Here is a 14,989-nt window from a genome sequence, read left to right on the forward strand (position 1 = left end):
GCACTGCCGGCTGCCTGGCCCCGGACGGCCGATCGTCGCGCCGTCCGGGGATCCGCGCCCTCCCGGTACCGACCGCACCCGACCGCGGGGCGCAACCGCGGCCGTCCCTCGCCGGCCGGCCCGGGAAGCCTGTTCATCGGGTGGACGCTCCGCCGGGCGGGGCGACCACGGTTCGGGTGGGCCGCTCGTCAGGCCGCGACCGGCGCCAACGACGGTTCCACGTCGGTCCACGAGGAGCCCGCACCCGCCGACCGCTGTACCGCGTCCAGCACCAGCTGGACCTGCAGGGCGTCGGCGAACGAGGGCGTCGGGTCGGTCTCGGTGGCGATCGCCTCCAGGAAGTCGCGCATCTGGTGGGTGAACGAGTGCTCGTACCCGATCAGGTGGCCCGGTGGCCACCAGGCCGACAGGTACGGGTGGTCCGGCTCGGTCATCAGGATCCGGGTGAAACCCTGCTCGGTGCCGGCGGCGGTGCCGTCGTAGAACTCCAGCTCGTTCAGGCGTTCCAGGTCGAACGCCAGGCTGCCGAGCGAGCCGTTGACCTCGACCCGCAGCGCGTTCTTGCGCCCGGTGGCGAACCGGCTCGCCTCGTAACTGGCCACCGCCCCGCCGTCCAGCCGGGCGATGAACAACGCGGCGTCGTCGACGGTGACCGGGCCGGTGGCCCGCCCCTCGGGCGAGTCACCGTCCACGGTGGCCGCGAGCCCGCTGGAGCCGGCCGGCAGCGGACGTTCCTTGACGAACGTCTCGGTCAGCGCGCTGACCCCGGCGATCCGCTGACCGGTCACGAACTGGGTCAGGTCGATGATGTGCGCGCCGATGTCGCCCAGCGCGCCCGACCCGGCCCGGTCCTTCTGCAACCGCCAGACCAGCGGGAACTGCGGATCGACGATCCAGTCCTGCAGGTAGACGGCGCGGACGTGCCGGACCGTGCCGATCCGGCCGGCGGCCACCAGTTGCCGCATCATGGTCACCGCCGGCACCCGCCGGTAGTTGTACCCGCACATCGACCGGATCCCGGCCGCCCGCGCCCGGTCCGCCGCCGCGACCATGGCACGGGCCTCGTCGACCGTGTTAGCCAGCGGCTTCTCGCACAGCACGTGCTTGCCTGCCTCGAGCGCGGCGATGGCGATCTCGGCATGGCTGTCGCCGGGGGTGCAGACGTCCACCACGTCGATGTCGTCCCGGGTGACCAGATCCCGCCAGTCGGTGGTGTACCCGGCCCAGCCGAGCCGGTCGGCGGCGGTGGCCACCTGCCCGGGGTCACGGCCGCAGATCAGCGCCGTCCGGGCCCGGACCGGCAGGTCGTACACCCGGTTCACGGTGCGCCACGCCTGTGAGTGCGCGGCGCCCATGAAGGCGTAGCCGACCATGCCGATCCGCAGTTCGTTGTCGCTAGTGGACACAGTGAGGTCTCCCCCCGTACGTCAGAACCCGAGCTTGCTGTAGGTGCCCGCGTTCTCCTTGGTGATGGTCTCCGACGCCAGCGTGATCTCCTTGGGCACCTGGAGTTCCACCAGGTCGGACATGCCCTTGCCCTGACCGATCAGCCGGGCCAGCGAGATCGCCGAGGAGGCCATCGACGGGCTGTAGGTGACGGTCGCCTTCAGCACGCTGTTGTCCGCCTGGATCGCGTCGATCGCCGCCTTGGAACCGGCACCGCCGACCATGAAGAACTCGGAACGGTTGGCCTGCTTGATCGCCGCCAGCACGCCGATGCCCTGGTCGTCGTCGTGGTTCCAGAGCGCGTCCATCTTGGGCAGCGCCTGCAGCAGCTGGGAGGCCTCGGACTGGCCGGTGTCGGCGGTGAACCGGGCCGCCCGCCGGTTGGCCACCTTGAACCCGAAGGTGGCCAGCTCGGCCTTGAAGCCGGCGGACCGTTCCTGGGTCAGTTCCAACTCGTCCATGCCGGCGATCTCGCCGATGATCGGGTTGGTCACGTTCTTCGCCTTGAGCTGCTCGCCGATGAAGCGGCCGGCCGAGACGCCCATGCCGTAGTTGTCGCCCTTGATCTGCAACCGGTAGGCGAGCGCGTCCGGGAAGGCCCGGTCCAGGTTCACCACCGGGATGCCGGCCTTCATCGCCTCCAGGCCGAACGCGTTGAGTTCCTTGCCGTCGTGCGGCAGCAACACGATCACGTCCGGCTTCTGCGCGATCAAGGTCGACAGCGCCGCCCGCTGGGCCGCCGCGTCCGCGCCGGCCTCGACCGACTTCAGCTCCACGTCCTTGTACGCCGCGGCCTGCGCCTTGGCGTTGTTGGTGATGGCTGCGATCCAGCCGTGGTCGGCGGCCGGCGCGGAGAAGCCGATGGTGACCTTCTTGCCGGGCTCGGCGTTGCCGGTGGCCCCGGCGTCCTTGACCTGGGCGTTGTTCGGCGCGGCCTCGTTACTGGTGCAACCGGTGAGCAGGGCGCCCGCGCCGAGCGCGGCGCCGCCGAGCAGCAACCGGCGACGTGACAGGTCCCGCACGGGCCGGAGCGGGTCGTGCTGTGTCATGACGACCTCCTGTGTCAGGGGAATCAGGCGAACAAGGGTGTGACGGTCCCGGCCGGTGCCGTGTCGGCACCCGCCCGGGGTTACGGGGCGTCAGGTCGTCGAGGTGACCCGGTTCCGTGCCAGGAACTGTGTGAGTGACTTGAACCGGAACTGCTGGACCAGGACGGCGGCGACGATGATCCCGCCCTTGACCATGTTCTGGGATTCGACGGAGAGGCCGTTGATGGCGAACAGGTTGGTGATGGTGGCGAAGATGACCACCCCGAGCAGGGAACCGATGATGGTGCCCCGCCCGCCGGACAACAGCGTCCCGCCGATGATCACGGCGGCGATCGCGTCGAGTTCGTAGAGGTTGGCCATCGCCGCCTGGGCCGAGGTGGCCTGGGAGGTGAGCATGATGGCGGCGATCCCGCAGCACAGCCCGGACAACCCGTAGAGCAGCACGGTCTGGAACCGGACGTTGATGCCGGCCAGCCGGGCCGCCTCGGCGTTCCCGCCGATCGCCACGGTACGGCGACCGAAGGTGGTGCGGTTGAGCAGCACCCAGCCGGCGGCGCCGACCAGCGCCAGGATGTAGACCAGCAGCGGGATGCCGAACAGGCTGTTGCTGGCGATGTCGTTGATGGTGGTGTTGGTGGACACCTGGGTCTGCTTGTTGGAGATCTCCGCGGCCAGGCCCCGGGCGGCCACCAGCATCGCCAGCGTCGCGATGAACGGCACCAACCGCCCGTACGAGATGAGCACCCCGTTGACCAGTCCGACGCAGAGCCCGACGACCAGGGCGCAGAACACCATTCCGGCGGCGCCGTAGCTCTGCGTCGCCAGGGTGGTGCACCAGACGCCGGCCAGCGCGACGATGGCGCCCACCGACAGGTCGATCCCGCCACCGATGATCACGAAGGTCATCCCGACCGTCACCACGCCGACCACCGAGGCCAGCTTCAGGATCGACAGGACGTTGTTCCACACCCAGGCCGGGTCGCCGTACAGGTCGGGTTTGGTGACGGCGCCGATGACGATCAGCGCCACCAGCACCCCGACCAGGGCGAGGTTACGGCGTACCGATTCGCTGGCGTCGCCATGCCACCACCCGCCGCCGGTCTGCCGGTGCCCGGCATCGGCCGGCGCCGGCTCCGCGACCGCCACCGGCGACGACTGCGCGGGCAGGTCCGCCGACTGGTCCGGCACCGCAGTCTCGCTCATGCTGAGCACCCCCGGCACGCCCTCACGGCCCTCGCTGCGCTCGGTGCGTTCGGTCATGCCGAGCTGACCTGGCACGCCCTCACGGCCCTCGCTGCGCTCGGTGCGTTCGGTCATGCCGAGCTGACCTGGCACGCCCTCACGGCCCTCGCTGCGCTCGGTGCGTTCGGTCATGCCGCTTCCCCCTCCAACAGGGACCCCGCCATGACGAGGTCGAGCACGGTGTCTTCGTCGAGTTCGCCGGCCGGTGCCTCGTGCACCACCCGGCCCTCCCGCATGACCAGCACCCGATCGGCCAGGCCGAGCACCTCGGGCACCTCGCTGGAGACCAGCAGGACGCCCACGCCCTGTCCGGCCAGCGCCTGGATCACCTGGTAGAGCTCGGCCCGGGCGCCGACGTCGACACCCCGGGTCGGCTCGTCGAGCAGCAGCAGCCGGGTGTCGCCGAGCAGCCAGCGGGCGACCACCACCTTCTGCTGGTTGCCGCCGGACAGGGTGCGCACCGGCCGGCGTACGTCGCGCGGGCGCAACTCCAGCGTGTCGGCCAGCCGGTCGGCCTCGGCCCGTTCCCGACCGGCGTCGGTGAAGCCGAGCCGGGCGTAGCGCCCGAAGGTGGAGAGGGTGACGTTGCGGTAGATCGGCTCGCCCAGCAGCAGCGCCTGGCTCTTGCGCTCCTCGGGAGCCATCCCCATGCCGGCCCGTACGGCCGCGCCGACGCTGCCCGGTCGGACCGGGCGGCCGGCCATCCGGACCGTGCCGGAGCTGGGCCGGCGGGCGCCGAAGATGGTCTCCAACAGCTCGGACCGGCCCGAGCCGACCAGGCCGGCGATGCCCACGATCTCCCCGGCACGCACCGACAGCGACACGTCGGCGAACTCGCCGGCGCGGCTCAGCCCGTCGACCCGGAGCAGTTCCTCCCGGTCGGCATCCGGGTCGCCGGACCGGGGCGGGAAGACGTACTCGATGGTCCGGCCGGTCATCCGGCTGACCAGCTCGCGGGTCGGGGTGTCCCGGGCGGGCAGGTTCGCCGCGGTGGTCCGGCCGTCCTTCAGGACGGTGACCCGGTCGCCGATCTCGCGGATCTCCTCCAAGCGGTGGCTGATGTAGATGACCGCGATGCCCTGGGCGGTCAGCTCCCGGATGATCCGGAACAGGTTGCCCACCTCGTCGTGGGCCAGCACCGCGCTGGGCTCGTCCATGATGATCAGTCGGGCCTCGTGGGACAACGCCCGGGCCATGCTGACGATCTGCTTACCGGCCGCGGGCAGCGACCGGACCATCCGCCGGGGCGGGATCTCGGGGTGTCCGAGCCGCCCGAGGATGGCCCGGGTGCGCCGGGCGATGTGTCCCCGCCGGATGAAGCCGAACCGGCGCGGTTCGTGGCCGAGGAAGGCGTTCTCCGCCACCGACAGGTCGTCGACCAGGTCCAGTTCCTGGTAGATGGTGGCGATGCCGGCCCGCATGGCGGCCTGCGGGTTGGCGAAGGTGACCGGCTCGCCGAGCCACTGCACCTGGCCCGAGTCGGGCCGGTGCGCCCCGGAGAGCACCTTGATCAGGGTGGACTTGCCGGCGCCGTTCTGCCCGAGCAGGCAGTGCACCTCGCCGGCCCGGACCTCCAGCTGCACGCCGTCCAGCGCGCGTACGCCGGGGAAGGTCTTCACCACGTCGGTGAGCCGCAGCACCACCTCGCCGGGTACGGCGTCGGCGGGCGCCTCGATCAGCGGTTGTCCGGTCATTTCGGGGTGCCTCCCCTCGTGCGCGGGGGCCGTCATGACGCCTCCCCGAAGGCGAGGTCGCTGGCGAGTACGGCGGCGCCGGCGACGCCGGCGCGCGGGCCGAGCTCGGAGAGCACCACCGGCAGGTTGCCGGTGGCCAGCGGCAGCGACCGGCGGTAGACCACGCTGCGGATCTCGGCGAGCAGGATGTGCCCGAGGTGGGCCAGCCCGCCGCCGATCACGATCATCGACGGGTTGGCGAAGCTGACCAGGCCGGCCAGCACCCGACCGACGTCCCGGCCGCCGTCGCGGATCAGCCGGATGCAGGTCACGTCGCCCTCGCCGGCGCCCTGCGCGACGTCCAGGGCGCTCACCGTCCCGGCGGCGGCGAGCCGCTCGGCCAGTGCCGGCGAGCTGCCGGACCGGGCGGCCACCAGCGCCTCCTTGGCCAGCGCGGCACCGCTGAAGACGGCCTCCAGGCAGCCGACGTTGCCACACGAACAGACCGGCCCGTGCGCGTCGACCTGGATGTGCCCGATGTCGCCGGCGCAGCCGTCCGTGCCCCGGTAGACCTGACCGGCCAGGTAGATGCCGCAGCCGACCCCGGTGCCGATCTTCACGAAGAGGAAGTCGTCGACCGAGTGCGCGACGCCGCCGTACCGCTCGCCGATGGCCATGATGTTGACGTCGTTGTCGACCACGGCCGGGCAGCCGTGTTCCCGGGTCAGCATCTCCCGGACCGGGTAGCGGTCCCAGCCCGGCATGATCGGCGGGGACACCGGTACGCCGTCGCGGAAGCTCACCGGCCCGGGCACGCCGATGCCGATCGCGTCCAGCCGCTCGTACGCCTCGTCGGTGCGGGCCTTGGCCAGGATCTCGTTGACCCGGTGCAGGATCACCTTGGGGCCGGACCGGATGTCGGCCGACTCCCGGTAGGCGGCGAGCGGTTCGAGCCGCCCGTTGGTGACCTCCACGTCGATGGAGCTGGCGCCGAGGTCGACGGCCGCGAACCGCATGTCCGGGTTGAGCTCCACCATGGTGGAACGTCGACCGCCACGCGAGGCGGCCATCCCCGCCTCGGCGACGAAGCCGGCCCCCACCAGGCGCTCCACCTCGGCGAGCAGCCGGGGCCGGGGCACCTCCAACCGGTCGGCCAGCTCGGCCCGCGAGACCGCTCCGCGGTCGCGCAGCAACCGGAGCAGCCGCAGGTGTAGACCTTCGTTCGGGCGCACGGAACGACCTCCGGTCGGGCCTCGACCACATCGACGAAACGCCGACGTGTTGTGTCCGACACAGTAGAAGCGTTCCGTACCGCCTGTCTAGAGCTTCCCTCAATCTGACACTAACTTTTGCTAGGAAGAACAAAAGCTTGCGGTGCCGGCCCGGCGCGCATCAGCGCAGGTCATGGTCGTGCTCGTGCTCCTTCCGGATCTTCCGGTCGTCCCGGAGTTCGACGAACGGCTCCTGGTCCGCCGGCCGCAGCCCGGCGGCGATCGCCCGGCCCCGCTCCAGCTCGGCGTCCAGTTCCGCGCCGATCAGGATGGCCAGGTTGGTCAGCCACAGCCAGACCAGGAAGATGATCACGCTGGCCAGCGCGCCGTACGTCTTGTTGTAGGAGCCGAAGTTGGCCACGTAGAAGGCGAACAGGCCGGAGACCACCAACCAGACCAGCACCGCGAACAGGCTGCCCGGGCTGACCCAGCGGAACCCGCCGTGCCGGGCGTTCGGCGAGGCCCAGTACAGGAGCGCGAAGATCAGGCTGACCAGGATCAGCAGCACCGGCCACTTGGCGATGTCCCAGACCGTCACCGCCGCCGAGCCGAGCCCCAGCGCGCTGCCGGCCAGCTCGGCGAACTTGCCGGTGAACACCACGATCAGCGCGCTGGCCAGCAGCATGATCCCGACCACCGCGGTCACCGCGATCCGGATCGGCAGCGTCTTCCAGATCGGCCGCCCCTCCGGTACGTCGTAGATGGCGTTGGTCGCCCGCATGAACGCGCCGATGTAACCCGAGGCCGACCAGAACGCGCCGAGCAGACCGAAGATCGCCACCAGGCCGGCCGTCGGGCTGGTCTGCACCTGGGCGATGGCGTCGGTGAGGATCTGCTTGACCTGGTCCTGCGGTACCAGACCGGCGATGGTGCCCTTGACGTCGCTGGCGGTCTTGTCACCGAGCAGGCCGAGCAGCGAGACCAGCACCAGCAACCCGGGGAAGATCGACAACACCGAGTAGTAGGTGAGCGCGGCGGCCCAGTCGGCGAGGTTGTCCTCCTGGAACTCGCGGGCGGTCCGCTTGAACGCGGCCCACCAGGAGGTCGCCGCCAGGTCGGTCGGGCTGTCCGGCCCGTCCTCCGGCCCGACCGGTCCGGTCTCCACGGGCCCGCCGGCCGACCGCGCCTCGACGTTCCGCACGTCGGCACTCCGCACGTCGGCGTTCCGCGCGTCGGCACTCCGCGCGTCGGCGTCGGTGGTTCCGGGGGTACCGGCGGCGGCGTCCCGGCCGGTGGGGGTCTTGTCGGAGGTCATGGGGCGCTCCTCACGGTGCTCGGTCCCTGACCTGATGCCCCGGCGGGCCGCCGGATAACCGCTCACTTGTACAACAGTTTGCCCATCCGCCGGGACGCCACGAACAACCCGAGCGCCAGCACCGCCAACAGGTAGAGCAGGTCCAGCAGCCAGGTCCAGCCGGCGCCGCCGACGCTGATGCCGCGGATCAGGTGCACCGAGCGGTAGAGCGGGGTGACCTCGACCAGCCAGCGCAGCACCGCCGGGTACGCCTCGGCCGGCACGAACGTGCCGGAGAACAGGAACAGCGTGAACTGCGCCGAACCCATCAGGTCGAAGTCCTGCCAACTGCGCATGAAGGTGGACAGCGCCATGCCGAGCGCGCCGAAGGCGAAGCCGACCAGCACCGCCGCCGGGAAGGCGGTCAGCGCCCGGCCGGGGCTGGTCAGGTCCAGGCCGACCATCAGCGCCAGAAAGGCCGCCGAGTACGCCGTCCCGCGCAGCATCGCCCAGCCCAGCTCGCCGAGCGCGATCTCGAACGGCTGCACGGGTGTGGCGATCACGCCGTCGTACAGCTTCATGTACTTGAACTTGCCGAAGAAGTTGAACGTCGTCTCGGCCAACGCGCCGGTCATCGCCGACGAGGCGAGCATCGCCGGCGCCACGAAGGCGGCGTAGCTCACCACCCGACCGCCGGGCAGGGTGAGGTCGCCGACCAGGGCGCCGACGCCGACCCCGATGGAGAGCAGGTAGAGCACCGGCTCGACGAAGCCCGAGATCATCACGATCCAGTAGGCGGACTTCAGCGCGGCGAGGTTGCGCTCGGCCACCGAGGTCGCGCGGCGGGGTGCGCCCTCGAAGCTGATCAGCCGGGGCAGGACGATGCTGACCACGAAAGTCTCCTCAGATCACGAGCCGACGGCGGAACCGGGCCACGGCCAGCAGCCAGCCGACCGCCGCCCAGGCGGCCAGGTAGAGCAGGTGCCCCACGATCGACCACTGCGGCGCGACGCCGAGGACGGCCGACCGGACCAGGTCCACCCCGTGCCACAGCGGCGAGACGTAGGCCAGCCAGCGCAGCACCATGGGCAGGGCGTCCACCGGGAAGAACACCCCGGAGAACAGCGTCATCGGCACCACCGCGAAGCGGAACAGGATGGCCAGGTAGCTGTCGGTCCTGATGCTCGCCGTGAAGGCGACGGTCGGCGCGGACACCGCCAGCCCGATCAGCAGGACCAGCACCGGCACGGCCAGCGCCCAGACCGAGTGCAGGGCGCCGAACGCCGCCGCGACCAGCAGGAAGGCGAGGGAACTGGTGAGCACCCGGAACAGGACGAAGGCCAGGTGCCCGCCGAGGATGTCGACCACCCGCAGCGGCGCCGCCGCCTGGGCGAAGTAGATCTTGATCCACTCGAAGTTGCCGAGCACCGGCCAGCTCGACTCGGCGACGGCGACCTGCAACGCGGTGGAGGCGAGCAGGCCGGGCAGCACCCAGTCCAGGTAGGAGAACCCCCCGACGCCCTGGCGGACGTACGCCCCGACGCCGACGCCGAAGCCGAGCACGGTCAGCAGCGGCAGCAGGAATGACGAGAAGACGCTGCCCCGGAAGGTGCACCGGTAGGCGACGAGGTGGTACTCCAGCACCGGCAGCGCCGGCACCCGGGGCAGCCGGGGCCGGGTGGTCCGGTCCCGCTCGACCGTCTCAACACTCATCGAACCGCCCCCCACTCGCCGCCACCCGTCGTGTCTACTCCCCGGGTACGACACCGCCACCCGCCCCCGACCGCAGAACCTACGTCCTCCCCCCACCCCCGCTCACCCCATTTCCTCCGCCGGAGGGATGCGGCGACGGCTGGATGGCGCGGATGAGGGTGGTTTCGATGCCGTCCAGGAGGAGAGCGAGGCCTACCTCGAAGGTTTCCCGGGCCTCCTGTTCCAGGTACGGCGTGTCGGGGTCGGCCATTTCGAAGGCCCGCTCGCCGGCCAGCCGGGTCAGCATCGGGAACCGGTCGGCGAAGTCCGGCGCCATCTCGTCCAGCATCGCGGACCGGGCCTGCCACCACTGGTCGTCGGAGACGCCGGTGACGGCCCGGGCCTGTCGCGCCTCGGCGACCGTGCCGGCGGCACCCCGGACGAAGTTGAGCAGCGTGCCGACCACGCGCCAGAGCAACGGACCGGCCAGCCCGGTGCGGTGCACGATCCGGACCAGCGTCTCGGTCATCACGTACTCGTTGGGGCCGAGCACCGGCCGGGCGTGCGAGACCTGCAGCAGCCACGGGTGCCGCAGGCAGAGGGCCCAGAAGTCCTCGGCCCAGGCGGTGACCGCGGCCCGCCAGCCCGCGTCGAGGTCGTAGTCGGTGGGCAACTCCGCCAGCACCCGGTCGTACATCAGGTCGATCAACTCGGCCTTGCCCGGGACGTACGTGTAGAGCGCCATCGCCGTACGGCCGAGCCGGTCGCCCACCGCGCGCATGGACAGCGCGGCCATGCCCTCGACGTCGGCCACCGCGAGCGCCGCCTCGACGATCAGGTCCACGCTGAGCGCGGGCCGAGGGCCGGGCGTCGGACCGTCGTCGGCCTTCCCGGTACGCCACAACAGGGCCATCGAGCGGCGCGGGTCACCCTGCCCGGCGTAGACCACCACTTGCAACTCCTTATGCCATAAAGTAACGTGGCCGAGCTTCGCTTTACGCCGTAAAGTATCAGGGGGAACGCATGGATCAGCAACCGGCCGGCCGGACCGCCGCCGACAGCCACGACATGATCGAGGTACGCGGCGCCCGGGAGAACAACCTGCGTGACGTCTGCCTGGACATTCCCAAGCGACGACTAACCGTCTTCACCGGGGTCTCCGGTTCCGGCAAGTCGTCCCTGGTCTTCGGCACCATCGCGGCCGAGTCGCAGCGGTTGATCAACGAGACCTACACCGCTTTCCTGCAGTCCTTCATGCCGTCCATCGGCCGCCCCGACGTCGACGCGCTGCGCAACCTCAGCGCCGCGATCGTCGTCGACCAGGAGCGGATGGGTGCCAACTCCCGCTCCACCGTCGGCACCGCCACCGACGCGCACACCCTGCTGCGGATCGTCTTCAGCCGGATCGGCAGCCCACACGTCGGCACCTCGGGCGCGTTCAGCTTCAACCTGCCCGAGGGCATGTGCCCGGAGTGCGAGGGGCTGGGCAAGGTCTCCGACATCGACGTGCACCAGCTCGTCGACGTCGACAAGACGTTGAACGAGGGCGCGATCACGGTGCCCAACTTCGGCGTCGACAGCTGGTACTGGCGCGGGCTGGCCCAGTCCGGCCTGTACGACCCGGACGTGAAACTGAAGGACTTCACCGAACAGCAGTGGGCGGACTTCCTGCACAAGCCGTCGACCAAGTTGCGGATCGCCGGCATCAACACCACGTACGAGGGGTTGCTGGTCAAGGTCCGGCGGCTCTACCTGGCCAAGGACCGGGAGGCGATGCAGCCGCACATCCGGGCCTTCGTCGACCGGGCGGTGGTCTTCGCCCGCTGCCCGGCGTGTGCCGGCGCCCGGCTCAACCCCGCCGCGCTGTCGTCGCGGATCAACGGCCGGAACATCGCCGACTGCGCGGCGATGCAGATCAGCGACCTGGCGGCCTTCGTCCGCGGGATCGACGACGAATCGGTACGCCCGCTGCTGGCCAACCTGAGCGAGACGCTGGACTCGATGGTCGGCATCGGGCTGGGCTACCTCAGCCTGGACCGGGAGTCCGGCACGCTCTCCGGCGGCGAGGCGCAACGGGTCAAGATGGTCCGGCACCTCGGCTCCAGCCTCACCGACGTGACGTACGTGTTCGACGAGCCCACGGTCGGGCTGCACCCGCACGACATCCAGCGGATGAACAACCTGCTGCTCATGCTGCGCGACAAGGGCAACACGGTGCTGGTGGTGGAGCACAAGCCCGAGGTGATCGAGATCGCCGACCACGTGGTCGACCTCGGACCGGGTGCCGGCACGGCCGGTGGTCGGGTCTGCTTCACCGGGGACGTGGCGGCGCTGCGCCGGTCCGACACGCTGACCGGCCGGCACCTGGACCACCGGGCCCGGCTGCGGGACAAGGTCCGCCAGCCGACCGGTCACCTCGCCATCACCGGCGCCAACCTGCACAATCTGAAGGACGTCGACGTGGACGTGCCGCTCGGCGTGCTGACCGTGGTCACCGGCGTGGCCGGCTCCGGCAAGAGCTCACTGATCCACGGCTCGCTGTCCCGGCGGGACGGCGTCGTGGTGGTCGACCAGTCCGCCATCCGCGGCTCGCGACGCAGCAACCCGGCCACCTACACCGGGCTGCTCGACTCGATCCGGACCGCCTTCGCCAAGGCCAACGGGGTCAAGGCCGCGCTGTTCAGCGCCAACTCCGAGGGCGCCTGCCCGACCTGCAAGGGAATCGGGACGGTCTACACCGACCTGGCGATGATGGCCGGGGTGGCCACAATCTGCGAACAGTGCGAGGGCAGACGGTTCACCCCGGAGGTGCTCACCTACACGCTGCGCGGCAAGAACATCAGCGAGGTGCTGGCCATGTCGGTGGCGCAGGCGCGCGACTTCTTCGGCAGCGGGCCGGCCCGGGCGGTGCTGGACCGGCTCGGCGACGTCGGGCTGGGCTACCTCAGCCTGGGCCAGCCGCTCACCACCCTCTCCGGCGGCGAGCGGCAGCGGCTCAAGCTGGCCATCCGGATGGCCGAGAAGGCGGTCACCTACGTACTGGACGAGCCGACCACCGGGCTGCACCTGGCCGACGTCGACCAACTGCTCGGGCTGCTGGACCGGCTGGTCGACGCCGGCAACACGGTCGTGGTCATCGAGCACCACCAGGCGGTGATGGCGCACGCCGACTGGATCATCGACCTGGGCCCGGGCGCCGGCTCCGACGGCGGTCGGGTGGTCTTCACCGGCGCCCCGGCCGACCTGGTCGCCAAGGGCGACTCCCTCACCGCCCGCCATCTGCGCGCCTACGTCGACGCCGGCACCGACTGACCCCTCGGACTTCCATGATCGTTGACAGTTTTTCCGGCGCCTTCCCGGCGCGTCGTACCGGAGAACTGTCAACGATCATGGGGCGCTCTTCGGGTGCGCGGGTCAGGCCGTGGCGCAGGTGACGCCGAGGCAGCCGCGGGGGTCGGCGATGGAGACGTTGCCGCCGGCGTCTTGGACGGTGCCGTTCGGCGCCGCCTCGATGCCGTACTCGGCGTTGGCGAAGGCCTGATTGCTCCCCACCACCACCGGGCTGCCCGTCGGGACGTTGGTGTGCAGACCGTCGTTGATGACGCGGCCCGCCGCGTCGTGGTCGGTCGAGCCGAACCCGTTGGCCCGCATCTGGTTGCCGGAGATCGTCAGCGGGCTCGGCACCTGGGCCGGGGCCACCGCGGCCGACGGTGTGATCTGGGCGGCCTCGACGAACACCGCGGCCTGATGATTGCCGGTGAGGGTGTTCCCGGTGACGGTGAGGCCGGACAGGTCGGTCAGCAGGCGCGCCCGGGCCGAGACGCCGTACTCGTTGCCGTCCATGAAGTTGCCCTGAACCCGCAGGTCGTAGCTCGGGGCAGTGGAGACCACGACACCGTACTGGGAGGCCCGCAACCGGTTGTTCTGGACCAGCACACCGTTGGAGAGGGCGACCGAGATCCCGCCGCCGGCCGAGTCGTTGCCGGTGATCGCCGTGTTGCCGGCCTGGGAGAGCGTGATGACGCGGTCGGTCAGCAGGTTGTTGCGGATCGCCACCTGGCCGGTGGTCGCGAAGCCCAGATTGCCGATGTGCAGCGTGCTGTTGCTGATCGACACTCCGGCCGTGTAGGTGAAGAACATGTCGCCGAGCACCTCGACCCGGTCGATGCTGACCGTGACCGTGTTCTGCACGGAGACGACCGGGCCGGTCGGCGGGTCGGTGATCAGCCCACCGGTGATCCGCAGGTTGGTGACGCTGGAGGCGGTCAGCCCGTTGTAGAGCAGTTGGACGTTGGTCAGGGTGGCCCCGTTCACGTTCGACAACGCGACGCCCCGGCCGAAGCTGTGCACGGTGCCGTTCGTGATCCGGACGTTGTGGTGCGAGGTCGTCGCGATACCGGTGCCGACGCCGGTGCGCGGGCCGCCGATCACGTGCCCGTTCAGGTTGACGGTGACGCCGTCGGCCCCCACGATCAGCCCGTCCCCGGTGCAGTTCAGGTCGGCCCGCAGGGTCACGCTCGCCGTGAGGGTGGCACCGCAGGCCACCACCGGCGCGGCCACCGCGGGGGTCGCCGGCATGACCAGCAGGGCCGACACGGCGAGCAGAACGGTCAGCAGTCGCTCCCGTGCCATGACCATCCCCCTTTCGTAATGCTCGGATAGCGTTTACTGCCATCTGAGTACGAAGGGTTGCCGGTCGGAAGCTTTCTGTCACCGAGCCGACCGCGTTTCGCCCGAATCAGGTCGTCGCGCGGTAGCGCAGCACCACCACCCCGGTGTCGAACGGTCTCGCCTCGACGAGAGTGAAGTGGCGCGGGTCGAAGTCCCGGTCGACGATCGGGATGCCGGCACCGGCCACGATCGGATTCAGCTTCACGAACAGTTCGTCGATCTCCGGCAGCAACTGCCCGGCGAGCTGCCCGCCGCCGCAGAGCCAGATGTCCCGGCCGTCCTGCCGCTTGAGGTCGCGGACGAACGCCACCGGGTCACCGGCGACGATCTCCACCTCGGGCTCCGGTGCGGGCGGCAGGGTACGGGAGAAGACGTACTGCCTCAGGTGCGCGTACGGGCTGGTGACGCCCGCCTTCAGGGCCGGCTCGTAGGTGCCCCGGCCCATCAGGACGGTGTCGTACCGGCCGTGCGGCGCGTCGATGCCGAGAGCGGTGCGGAATCCGGTCGGCAGGGTCTCCGGGTACCGGGCGTTGATGTAGTCGCTGATCTCGGTGCCCGGCGCGAACGGGAAGAAGTCGAACTGCCCGTCCGGCCCGGCGATCCGACCATCGATGGTGCTGGCCACGTAGTAGACGAGCTGTCGCATACCGGGGTCTCCAATCACTACTGCTGTCGTGGTTCAACGTACAACAGGTGTCGTGGTTGGTGTTA

At 70.5% G+C, this 14,989-nt stretch carries 12 protein-coding genes; 1 reads left to right on the top strand and 11 read right to left on the bottom strand.

From position 1 onward, the window contains the following. Positions 1-188: 188 nt before the first annotated feature. The 9 genes from ACFOX0_RS20925 to ACFOX0_RS20965 all read right to left on the bottom strand — a co-directional run bounded on the left by ACFOX0_RS20925 (position 189) and on the right by ACFOX0_RS20965 (position 10,559). Positions 189-1,373: a Gfo/Idh/MocA family protein gene (locus ACFOX0_RS20925; RefSeq protein WP_377548738.1), complete on the bottom strand. Its 1,185-nt coding sequence runs from the start codon at positions 1,371-1,373 to the stop codon at positions 189-191. A 54-nt stretch (positions 1,374-1,427) separates the two neighbouring features. Then, positions 1,428-2,495, bottom strand: coding sequence for a substrate-binding domain-containing protein (locus ACFOX0_RS20930; protein WP_377548568.1), 1,068 nt, complete (start codon positions 2,493-2,495; stop codon positions 1,428-1,430). A 90-nt stretch (positions 2,496-2,585) separates the two neighbouring features. Then, positions 2,586-3,698 carry an ABC transporter permease gene (locus ACFOX0_RS20935; RefSeq protein ID WP_377548740.1) on the bottom strand — a complete coding sequence of 371 codons (1,113 nt, stop codon included), beginning with the start codon at positions 3,696-3,698 and terminating at the stop codon, positions 2,586-2,588. Between the two features lie 167 nt (positions 3,699-3,865). Beyond that, positions 3,866-5,431, bottom strand: a complete 1,566-nt coding sequence (locus ACFOX0_RS20940) for a sugar ABC transporter ATP-binding protein (RefSeq protein ID WP_377548571.1) — start codon at positions 5,429-5,431, stop codon at positions 3,866-3,868. 32 nt (positions 5,432-5,463) lie between these two features. Further along, positions 5,464-6,642, bottom strand: coding sequence for an ROK family protein (locus ACFOX0_RS20945; RefSeq protein ID WP_377548573.1), 1,179 nt, complete (start codon positions 6,640-6,642; stop codon positions 5,464-5,466). A gap of 160 nt (positions 6,643-6,802) precedes the next feature. Further along, positions 6,803-7,936 carry a YihY/virulence factor BrkB family protein gene (locus ACFOX0_RS20950; RefSeq protein WP_377548575.1) on the bottom strand — a complete coding sequence of 378 codons (1,134 nt, stop codon included), beginning with the start codon at positions 7,934-7,936 and terminating at the stop codon, positions 6,803-6,805. Between the two features lie 62 nt (positions 7,937-7,998). Beyond that, complete coding sequence (locus ACFOX0_RS20955; protein WP_377548577.1) at positions 7,999-8,808, bottom strand: ABC transporter permease; 810 nt, start codon at positions 8,806-8,808, stop codon at positions 7,999-8,001. Positions 8,809-8,818: 10 nt separating this feature from the next. Continuing rightward, positions 8,819-9,628, bottom strand: coding sequence for an ABC transporter permease (locus ACFOX0_RS20960; protein ID WP_377548579.1), 810 nt, complete (start codon positions 9,626-9,628; stop codon positions 8,819-8,821). Positions 9,629-9,707: 79 nt separating this feature from the next. Then, on the bottom strand, positions 9,708-10,559 hold the full coding sequence (locus ACFOX0_RS20965) for a TetR/AcrR family transcriptional regulator (RefSeq protein WP_377548582.1): 852 nt from the start codon (positions 10,557-10,559) through the stop codon (positions 9,708-9,710). Positions 10,560-10,630: 71 nt separating this feature from the next. Here ACFOX0_RS20965 and ACFOX0_RS20970 point away from each other — a divergent pair, with 71 nt between their 5' ends. Beyond that, positions 10,631-12,919 carry an ATP-binding cassette domain-containing protein gene (locus ACFOX0_RS20970; protein ID WP_377548584.1) on the top strand — a complete coding sequence of 763 codons (2,289 nt, stop codon included), beginning with the start codon at positions 10,631-10,633 and terminating at the stop codon, positions 12,917-12,919. A 102-nt stretch (positions 12,920-13,021) separates the two neighbouring features. Here ACFOX0_RS20970 and ACFOX0_RS20975 read toward each other — a convergent pair whose 3' ends face one another. Continuing rightward, on the bottom strand, positions 13,022-14,239 hold the full coding sequence (locus tag ACFOX0_RS20975; RefSeq protein WP_377548587.1) for a NosD domain-containing protein: 1,218 nt from the start codon (positions 14,237-14,239) through the stop codon (positions 13,022-13,024). 106 nt (positions 14,240-14,345) lie between these two features. Further along, entirely contained in the window at positions 14,346-14,924 is a 579-nt protein-coding gene (locus tag ACFOX0_RS20980; RefSeq protein ID WP_377548589.1) for a dihydrofolate reductase family protein, read from the bottom strand. Positions 14,925-14,989: the final 65 nt, after the last annotated feature.

The organism is Micromonospora zhanjiangensis, assembly GCF_042650605.1.
GTDB classification, from domain to species: domain Bacteria; phylum Actinomycetota; class Actinomycetes; order Mycobacteriales; family Micromonosporaceae; genus Micromonospora_J; species Micromonospora_J zhanjiangensis.

Excerpts from the sequence above, each read along its gene's own strand:
- ACFOX0_RS20980 (WP_377548589.1), bottom strand. The coding sequence starts at position 14,924 with ATGCGACAGCTCGTCTACTACGTGGCCAGCACCATCGATGGTCGGATC.
- ACFOX0_RS20925 (WP_377548738.1), bottom strand. The coding sequence starts at position 1,373 with ATGGTCGGCTACGCCTTCATGGGCGCCGCGCACTCACAGGCGTGGCGC.
- ACFOX0_RS20975 (WP_377548587.1), bottom strand. The coding sequence starts at position 14,239 with ATGGCACGGGAGCGACTGCTGACCGTTCTGCTCGCCGTGTCGGCCCTG.
- ACFOX0_RS20940 (WP_377548571.1), bottom strand. The coding sequence starts at position 5,431 with ATGACCGGACAACCGCTGATCGAGGCGCCCGCCGACGCCGTACCCGGC.
- ACFOX0_RS20960 (WP_377548579.1), bottom strand. The coding sequence starts at position 9,628 with ATGAGTGTTGAGACGGTCGAGCGGGACCGGACCACCCGGCCCCGGCTG.
- ACFOX0_RS20950 (WP_377548575.1), bottom strand. The coding sequence starts at position 7,936 with ATGACCTCCGACAAGACCCCCACCGGCCGGGACGCCGCCGCCGGTACC.
- ACFOX0_RS20970 (WP_377548584.1), top strand. The coding sequence starts at position 10,631 with ATGGATCAGCAACCGGCCGGCCGGACCGCCGCCGACAGCCACGACATG.
- ACFOX0_RS20930 (WP_377548568.1), bottom strand. The coding sequence starts at position 2,495 with ATGACACAGCACGACCCGCTCCGGCCCGTGCGGGACCTGTCACGTCGC.
- ACFOX0_RS20935 (WP_377548740.1), bottom strand. The coding sequence starts at position 3,698 with ATGAGCGAGACTGCGGTGCCGGACCAGTCGGCGGACCTGCCCGCGCAG.